The 7,316-nt window shown below is 67.4% G+C and carries 1 protein-coding gene; it reads right to left on the minus strand.

Annotated features, from left to right (window positions below; all coding sequences use genetic code 11):
- Nucleotides 1–7,316, minus strand: a 7,316-nt coding sequence (locus Q7V20_RS03925; RefSeq protein WP_304787396.1) for a non-ribosomal peptide synthetase, incomplete at both ends; no start/stop codon positions are given.

A 7,316-nucleotide genomic window follows, 5' to 3' on the forward strand; every position in this document is an offset into this window, starting at 1 on the left:
TCCAGCGTGTCCAGTTCCAAAGCCTCGATGGCCCCGGTGTCCTCACTGAAAGGCAGCACCCGGGCCTTGAGCCCGCTGGTGGTCAGCAGCAGTTCGATGCCGCTGTCGGCCAGCATGTAGGCCAGGCGCTCGGCCGGGTAGGCCGGGTCCAGCGGCACGTAGGCCCCACCGGCCTTGAGGATGCCCAGGATCGCCACGATCATCGTGGTCGAGCGCTCCAGCGCCACGCCCACGCGCGTCTCCGGGCCCACGCCCATCTTGAGCAGGCGGTGGGCCAGGCGGTTGGCCTGTTCGTCGAGTTGCGCGTAGCTCAGCGATTCACCTTCGTGCACCACCGCCGTCGCTTGCGGCTGCTGCCGCGCTTGCCGCTCGATCAAGCTGTGGATCGGCTCCGTGCCCGCCTGGCCAAGGCGTGCCTCGCTCCATTGACCCAGTTCACGCAACTCCTCGTGGGCCAGCATCTGGAACTGGCTCACGGGGGCCTGCGGGTCGTTGATCAAGGCGTCCACGACCCATTGGGTGGCGGCGTGGACATAGGCGCCCACCCGGTCCGCCCCGATGGCGTCGTCGATGCGCAGCACCAAGTCGAAGGCCTCGCCAAAATCGTCCACCGACAAGGTGAGGGGGTAGTTGGTGCGCTCCTCGCCACCAATCACCTCCATGCCTGTCCAGGCCGGCAGGTTCTCTGAAACGCTGTCGTTGGGCGTGCTGTGTCGGTAGTTCAACAGGGCCGAGAACAAGGGCGTGCCCTTGCCCAGCCCGCTGCACCCGTTGGCCAGCGTCAGGCTGGCGTGTTCGTGGTCCAGCAGTTCGGTGAGCGTGTCGTGCGTTTGCTGGAGGCATTGGTCCACCCCGCGGTCACCCAGCTGGATGCGGATGGGCAAGGTGTTGATGAACATGCCCACGGCACGCTCGACACCCGATCCACCCTGCATGCGCCCGAACAGGAGCGTGCCGAAGACCACGTCGTCCCTGGACGCAGTCCTGGCCAGCACCAGGCCCCAGGCCAGGTGGAAGATGGACGCGGGCGTGACGCCCGTCTGGCGCGCCGCATGGCGGATGCGGCCGGCCAGTGAGGGTGCCAGTGGCAACACGACTTCCGTCGTGCCGGAGCCATCGCCTTGCACGTCCAGCAGGTCGAATGGGGCCGTGGGCTCATCCACATCGCCCAACATGCGGCGGAAATACGCCTCGTGTTCGGCCACGGGCATGCCCAGTCGCGCCTGGGCCACGAAATCACGGAAAGGCACCGGGGCGGGCAGCATGGCTTCGCGGCCCTCCTGGATGAGGGCGACCTCGTCGCGCAGCAGCTCCAGCGTGGTGTGGTCCAGCACCAGGTGGTGGCTGGGCAGTTGAAGCAGCCAGCGCGCATGGTCGGGATCGTGGGCCGCGATGGCCCGGATCATGGGGGCTTGGCGGACATCGATCCGGTAGCGCGCCATGCCCAGGCAGGCGTCGAGCCGTTCGGCCACGGTCTGGCCAGCAAGGGCGTCGTCTTCGGCCAGCCATTCCAAGGTCACCGCCGCGTGGCGGTGGACCACCTGCACGGGCTCGGGCACACCAGACCACACGACCGAGGTGCGCAACAGGTCGTGCCGCGCGATCACCTGGTTGAGCGTGGTCACGAAGCCCTCCATGCGCGCGCGACTGTCGAAGGCGATCAGGTAAGGCAGCACATAGGGATCCGCGTCCGCCTTGAGCAGGTGGTGGAAGAGGATGCCTTCCTGCAAAGGCGCCAGCGGGTAGATGTCCTGGATGTTGGTGGCACCGCCAGGCACCGCCGCCTCGATGGCCCGCAGGTGCTCGTCGTCCAGGGTCATCAAGGTGACCATGTCCGCCTTGATCGAGGCACAACCATGCGGGATGCCATTGGCGGGCACGGCCACTTCCTGGCGCCGGCGTCCCAGGCCCTGCGCCAGCGCCTGCGCGAAATCGCCCAGGCTGGGGTGCTGGAACAGCGTGCGCACGTCCATGGACCAGCCGTGGTGGCGGACCCGCTCCATCAGCTGGATGGCCATGAGCGAGTGCCCGCCCAGTTCGAAGAAATTGTCCAGGCGACCGACCCGGTCAACGCGCAGGATCTCGGACCAGATGCCGGCGATGGTCTCTTCGACTTCACCGCGTGGCGCCTCGTAGGTGCCCCGCGACTGGGACGCGTCGGGCGCGGACAGGGCCTTGCGGTCGAGCTTGCCATTGGCGTTCAAGGGCAGCTTCTCCAGCAGCAGCCAGAAGGTCGGGACCATGTACTCCGGCAGACGCAGCTTCAGATGTGCGCGAAGCGGTTCCCGCCACGCGGACAAAGAAGCCGCCTCGGCCGCCGCGACCAAGCTGGGATCCGCAGGCACCACGTGCGCCACCAACCAACGCTCACCGCGCTCGTCTTGGTGAACCGACACGGCGGCTTCCCGCACCAGTTCGGATTTCGCCAACTGGGCTTCGATTTCACCCAACTCGATGCGCTGGCCCCGGATCTTGACCTGCTGGTCAACCCGGCCCAGGTACTCCAGCACACCATCCGGGCGGTAGCGCGCCAGGTCACCGGTGCGGTAGAGCCGCCCGCCGGGCTCAGCCGCGAACGGATCGGCGATGAAGCGCTCGGCGCTCAGGCCGGGTCGGCTCACATAGCCGCGCCCCACCCCCACCCCCGCCACGTACAGTTCGCCACCCACGCCAGGGGGCACCATCGCCAACTGGCCATCGAGGACGAGCAGCCTGGTGTTGTCGGTCGGCCGCCCGATGGGCAGCACGGACGATGGCTCGTCATCGCCATGGCGCAGCACATGCAAGGCGACATCGTCGGCGCATTCAGCCGGGCCATAGGCGTTCACCAAGGGCACCGACGGATGGCGCGAGAACCATTGGCGCGCCAGCTCGGAGGTCGACGCTTCCCCCGTGGGCAGCAGCCAGCGCAAGGATGGCAGCGCCACGCTGGGCCCCGCCAGCATGGCCTGGATCATCGACGGCACGCTTTGCAGCACCGTGATGCCCCGGTCGCGGACGCAGGCCAGCAGCGCACCCGGATCCCGGGCGATTTCGTCGGGCACGATCTCGATGCAGGCACCGCACAGCAGGCCGGCCAGCAGTTGCCAGACCGAGATGTCGAAGCTTTGGGACGCGGTTTGGGCGATGACATCGTCCGGACCGAGGCCCAGGTAAGGCACTTTGCTCAGTTGGTTGTTGAGCATGCCCGCCTGCGTGACCACCACGCCCTTGGGCTCGCCCGTGGAGCCCGAGGTGTAGATGACGTAGGCGGCCTGGTCGGGGCGTGTCTCCAACACATCCGCTGCGCCTGATGGCCCTCCGGTGCCAGCCAGCAACAAGGCCTCGTGAACCAGCAAAGCGGGCGGATGGTCCATCGTGGACAGCACCGATTCAAGCTGGACGACATGCTCCGCCATGGTGACCACGACAGACGCCCGGCTGGATGCCAGGACGGCCGCGGTTCTTTGTGGCGGGTGCTTGCGGTCCAGTGCCAGGTAGGCGGCACCGACCTGGAAGCTGCCCAGGACCAGGGACAGCAGCGGCAAGCCGCGATCGACATACAGGGCCACGACGGCATCGTGGCCGACGCCATGATCGCGCAGCGACCGGCCCAGCCTGCCGGACACCTCCTCCAGTTCCGCATAGCTGAGGGATTGGCCCTGCCAACGCGCGGCCGTGTGGTCCGGGTGCGAACGGCTCTGGTCCTTGAACAGCCCGATGTAGCCGCGCTCGAAGGGGTAGGCCCGGCCTGCCCCGGCACATTGCGCCAGCAAAGCGCCTTGATCGGCAGCCGACAGCACCGACAGTTCGTGGAAGGCCACATCGGGCCGCTCGGTCATCTGCACCAGCACCTGGCACAGGTTTTCCAGCAATTGCCCGACGTCGCGGCTGGCGAACAGCCTTGCGTCGTAGGACAGTTCGATCTCCAGCTGCTGGCGTGGCACCACCACCACCGTCATCGGGTAGTTGGTGTGAGTCCGGTTGCTTTCGAAGGCCACACCCAGGTCGCCCGCCTTGGCGGCCACCTGGGCATCGACGGGCGCGTTCTCGAACACGAAGATGCTGTCGAAGATGTCGCGGTGACGCGGCAACTCGCTCATGGCCTGGATCTCGACCAGGGGCAGGTGCTCGTGCTGGCGCAAGGCCAGGTTCTTGGCCAGCAGGCCTCGCAACCAGCCGACCACCAAGGTGTGGGGCGCAGGCAGCTGAACGCGCAGGGGGATCGTGTTGATGAACAAGCCCACCGTGTCCTGGATGCCCGACAACTCCAAGGGCCGCCCCGCGACCGTGACGCCGAACAACACCTCGTTGGCCTGCGCCAGGCGGGCCAGCAATGCGGCCCAAGCCCCTTGAACGATGGTGTTGACGGTCAACTGGTGCTGGTGGGCGAAAAGCTGGAGCGCCTCGGATTGCGCGGCCGTCAGTGAAGCCATGGCGTTGGACACCGCCGCCACGCCATCGCGGCTGGCTTGATGGCGCTGGTACGGGATGGGCGTCACCGCCGTGAAGCCGGCCAGCTCCTGCTTCCAATGATGGCGAGACAGCTCGTCGTCTTGTGCCTGGAGCCAAGCGATGAAATCCCGGAAAGGCCGGGGCCGCACCGGCTCCTTCGCGCCATCGCCCGAGGCGTCGTAGTGGTGGAAGAAGACCTGGAGCAAGAGCGAGCGGCACCAGGCGTCCATCAGGATGTGGTGGAAGCTCTGCACCGCGTGGAACAGGTTCGTCCTGACCCGGATGAGCCTGATCTTGGTCAGCGGAGGCTGGGCCATGTCGAAGCCGCGCGTCAGCTCGTCTTTGAGCAACTGGGCGATTCGGTGCTCCACCTCCTGCTCATCCATGCCCAGCCAGTCCATGTACTGGACGGCGGATGGGACCTGGCGGTGCACGAGTTGCAGCGGGGTGCCATCGGTCTGCCAGATGAAGCCGGTGCGCAGGATTTCATGGTGATCGACCACGCGGTCCCAGGCCTGGGTGAAACGCTCGACATCGATTTCGGAGTCGAAGCGGTAGCGGTCCTGCATCAGGTACATGCCCGAGCCGGGATTGGCCAGGGTGTGCAGCAGCAGCCCTTGCTGCATGGGCGCCAAGGGATAAAGGTCCTCCACGTTGGAGGGCGGGACGGGCAGCTTGTCGAGTTGGGCCTGCGTCACCTTTGCCAGCGGAAAATCCGAAGGCGTCAAGCCTTGCGCACCCGTCGTGCAGTGCTCGATCAGCGCCGCGAGCTCCTGCTGGAATCGATCCGCCCAGGACTGGACCGTGGACGGCTCATGGCGGGCCGCGCTGTAGCTGACTTCCAGCTTGAGCTGGCCTTCGTAGACCTGGCCGTTGACCGTGAAGTCATGCGTTTGGCCCACCTCCGGCGCCATGGCTGCACCGGCCCGCTCCAAAGCCGGACGCCACATCGCTTCCGCGTCGAAACTGGCGTCGAACTGACCCAGGTAGTTGAAGAGCACTTGCGCTTTCGGCAAGGCCTTGAGCGTGGCGCGGCCCGCGGGCGCACCGAAGTGCTGGAGCAGGCCATGGCCCAAGCCCTTGCCAGGAATATTTCGCAGGCTTTCCTTGACGCGCTTGATGGCTTCGGCAGGGGTTCCCCGGGCATCCAGCGCGACCGGGAACAGGCTGGTGAACCAGCCCACCGTGCGCGACAGGTCAATGTGCTCGAACAGGTCTTCGCGGCCGTGGCCTTCCAGGTCGATCAGGATTTGATCGTGGCCTCCCCAGGCGCACAGTGCGCGGCCCAATGCCGTCAGCAGCAGGTCGTTGACCTGCGTGCGGTAGGCCGCGGGCGCTGTTTTCAGCAAGCGCTCGGTCTGGGCAGCGCTCAGCTGGATGTGAATGCTTTGCCGGTCCGCCAGGGTGTTCGTGCCAGTGGGATGGTCCACAGGCAGTTCGGCAGGCACAACGGCCAGCGCCTGCCAATGGCCCAGTTCATCGCCCAGGGTCTGCGCATGGCCCTGCAAGGCCAGGGCCCAATCCTGGTAGCTGCTGGTCTTGGCCGGCAAGGCGATGGCCTGCCCCGCCTGGCTCTGCCCATAGGCCGCCTGCAAATCCTCCAGCAGGATGCGCCAGGACACCCCATCGACCACCAGGTGGTGGATGACCAGCAAGAGCCGCCAGCCGCCGCCTCCCTCGCCCACCTCGATGGCCAGGGCCCTCAGCAAGGGCCCCTGCGCCAGGTCCAGACTGCGCTGCGCTTGCTCGCACAGCCCTTCGATGTCTTGTGCGCTGCGCGCCTGCCGCACCCACAGCAACTCCTGCCACTGGTCGTCGGACACGGGCTCGTAGCGCTGTGTCCAGGATCCGTCGGCCGCCTGGGTGTAGCGCAGCCTCAGGCTGTCGTGCTGCGCCACCAGCGCCTTCAGCGCATGGCGCAGGTGCTGTGGCGCCAAAGCCTCCTGGCTGTGCAGCAGCACGGCCTGGTTCCAGTGGTGCCGCGCCGGCACCTCCCGCTCGAAGAACCCGGCCTGGATGGGCAACAACACCACATCGCCCTCGGCCTGACTTGCCGGGGCCTTACCCTTCTTCACCTCCACCGGTTCGGCCACCATGGCCAGTTGCGCCAGCGATTGCCGCTCGAACATCTGGCGCGGCGTGACCTTCCAGCCCAGCGCGCGCAGGCGCGCCACGATCTGCAAGCTGATGATCGAGTCACCGCCCAACTCGAAGAAGTTGTCCTGGCGCCCCACCCGCTCGGCCCCCAGCACCTGCGCCCACACCTGGGCCAGCACTTCCTCGGCCTGGCCTTGCGGCGCTTCATAGGCCCTCGCCTCGTCAAGCGCCACCAGTGGCAGCGCCTTGCGGTCGATCTTGCCGCTGGCGTTCAGCGGCAAGGCTGGCAGCACCACGATCGTGGCCGGCACCATGTACTCGGGCAGCACGCTGCCCAGGCGTGCGCGCAGCGCCTGCGTGTCCAGGGGCTGGTCACTGGGGGTGGCCGACACGTAGCCCACCAGGCGGGTGCCGCCTGCGCCAGCCTGGGCCACCACCACCGCCTCCCTCACCTGGGACTGGGCCAGCAGTTGGGCTTCGATCTCGCCCAGCTCGATGCGCAGGCCCCGGATCTTGACCTGGTGGTCGATGCGGCCCACGTAGGCCAGTTGCCCATCGTCGCGCCAGCGCACCAGGTCGCCCGTGCGGTACAACCGCTCTCCGTGCGTGCCCTGCGGGTCGGCCACGAAGCGCTCGGCGCTCAACGCGGGCCGGTTGAGGTAGCCGCGCCCCAGGCCTGCTCCGCCCAGGTACAGCTCGCCCACCACGCCTGGCGGCACCGGGTTCAGGTCGGCGTCCAGCACCCAGGTGCTGACACCGTCGATCGGTCGGCCGATGGCCACCTG

Origin of the sequence: Aquabacterium sp., from assembly GCF_030652515.1 — a bacterium.
Lineage (GTDB): Bacteria > Pseudomonadota > Gammaproteobacteria > Burkholderiales > Burkholderiaceae_C > Aquabacterium.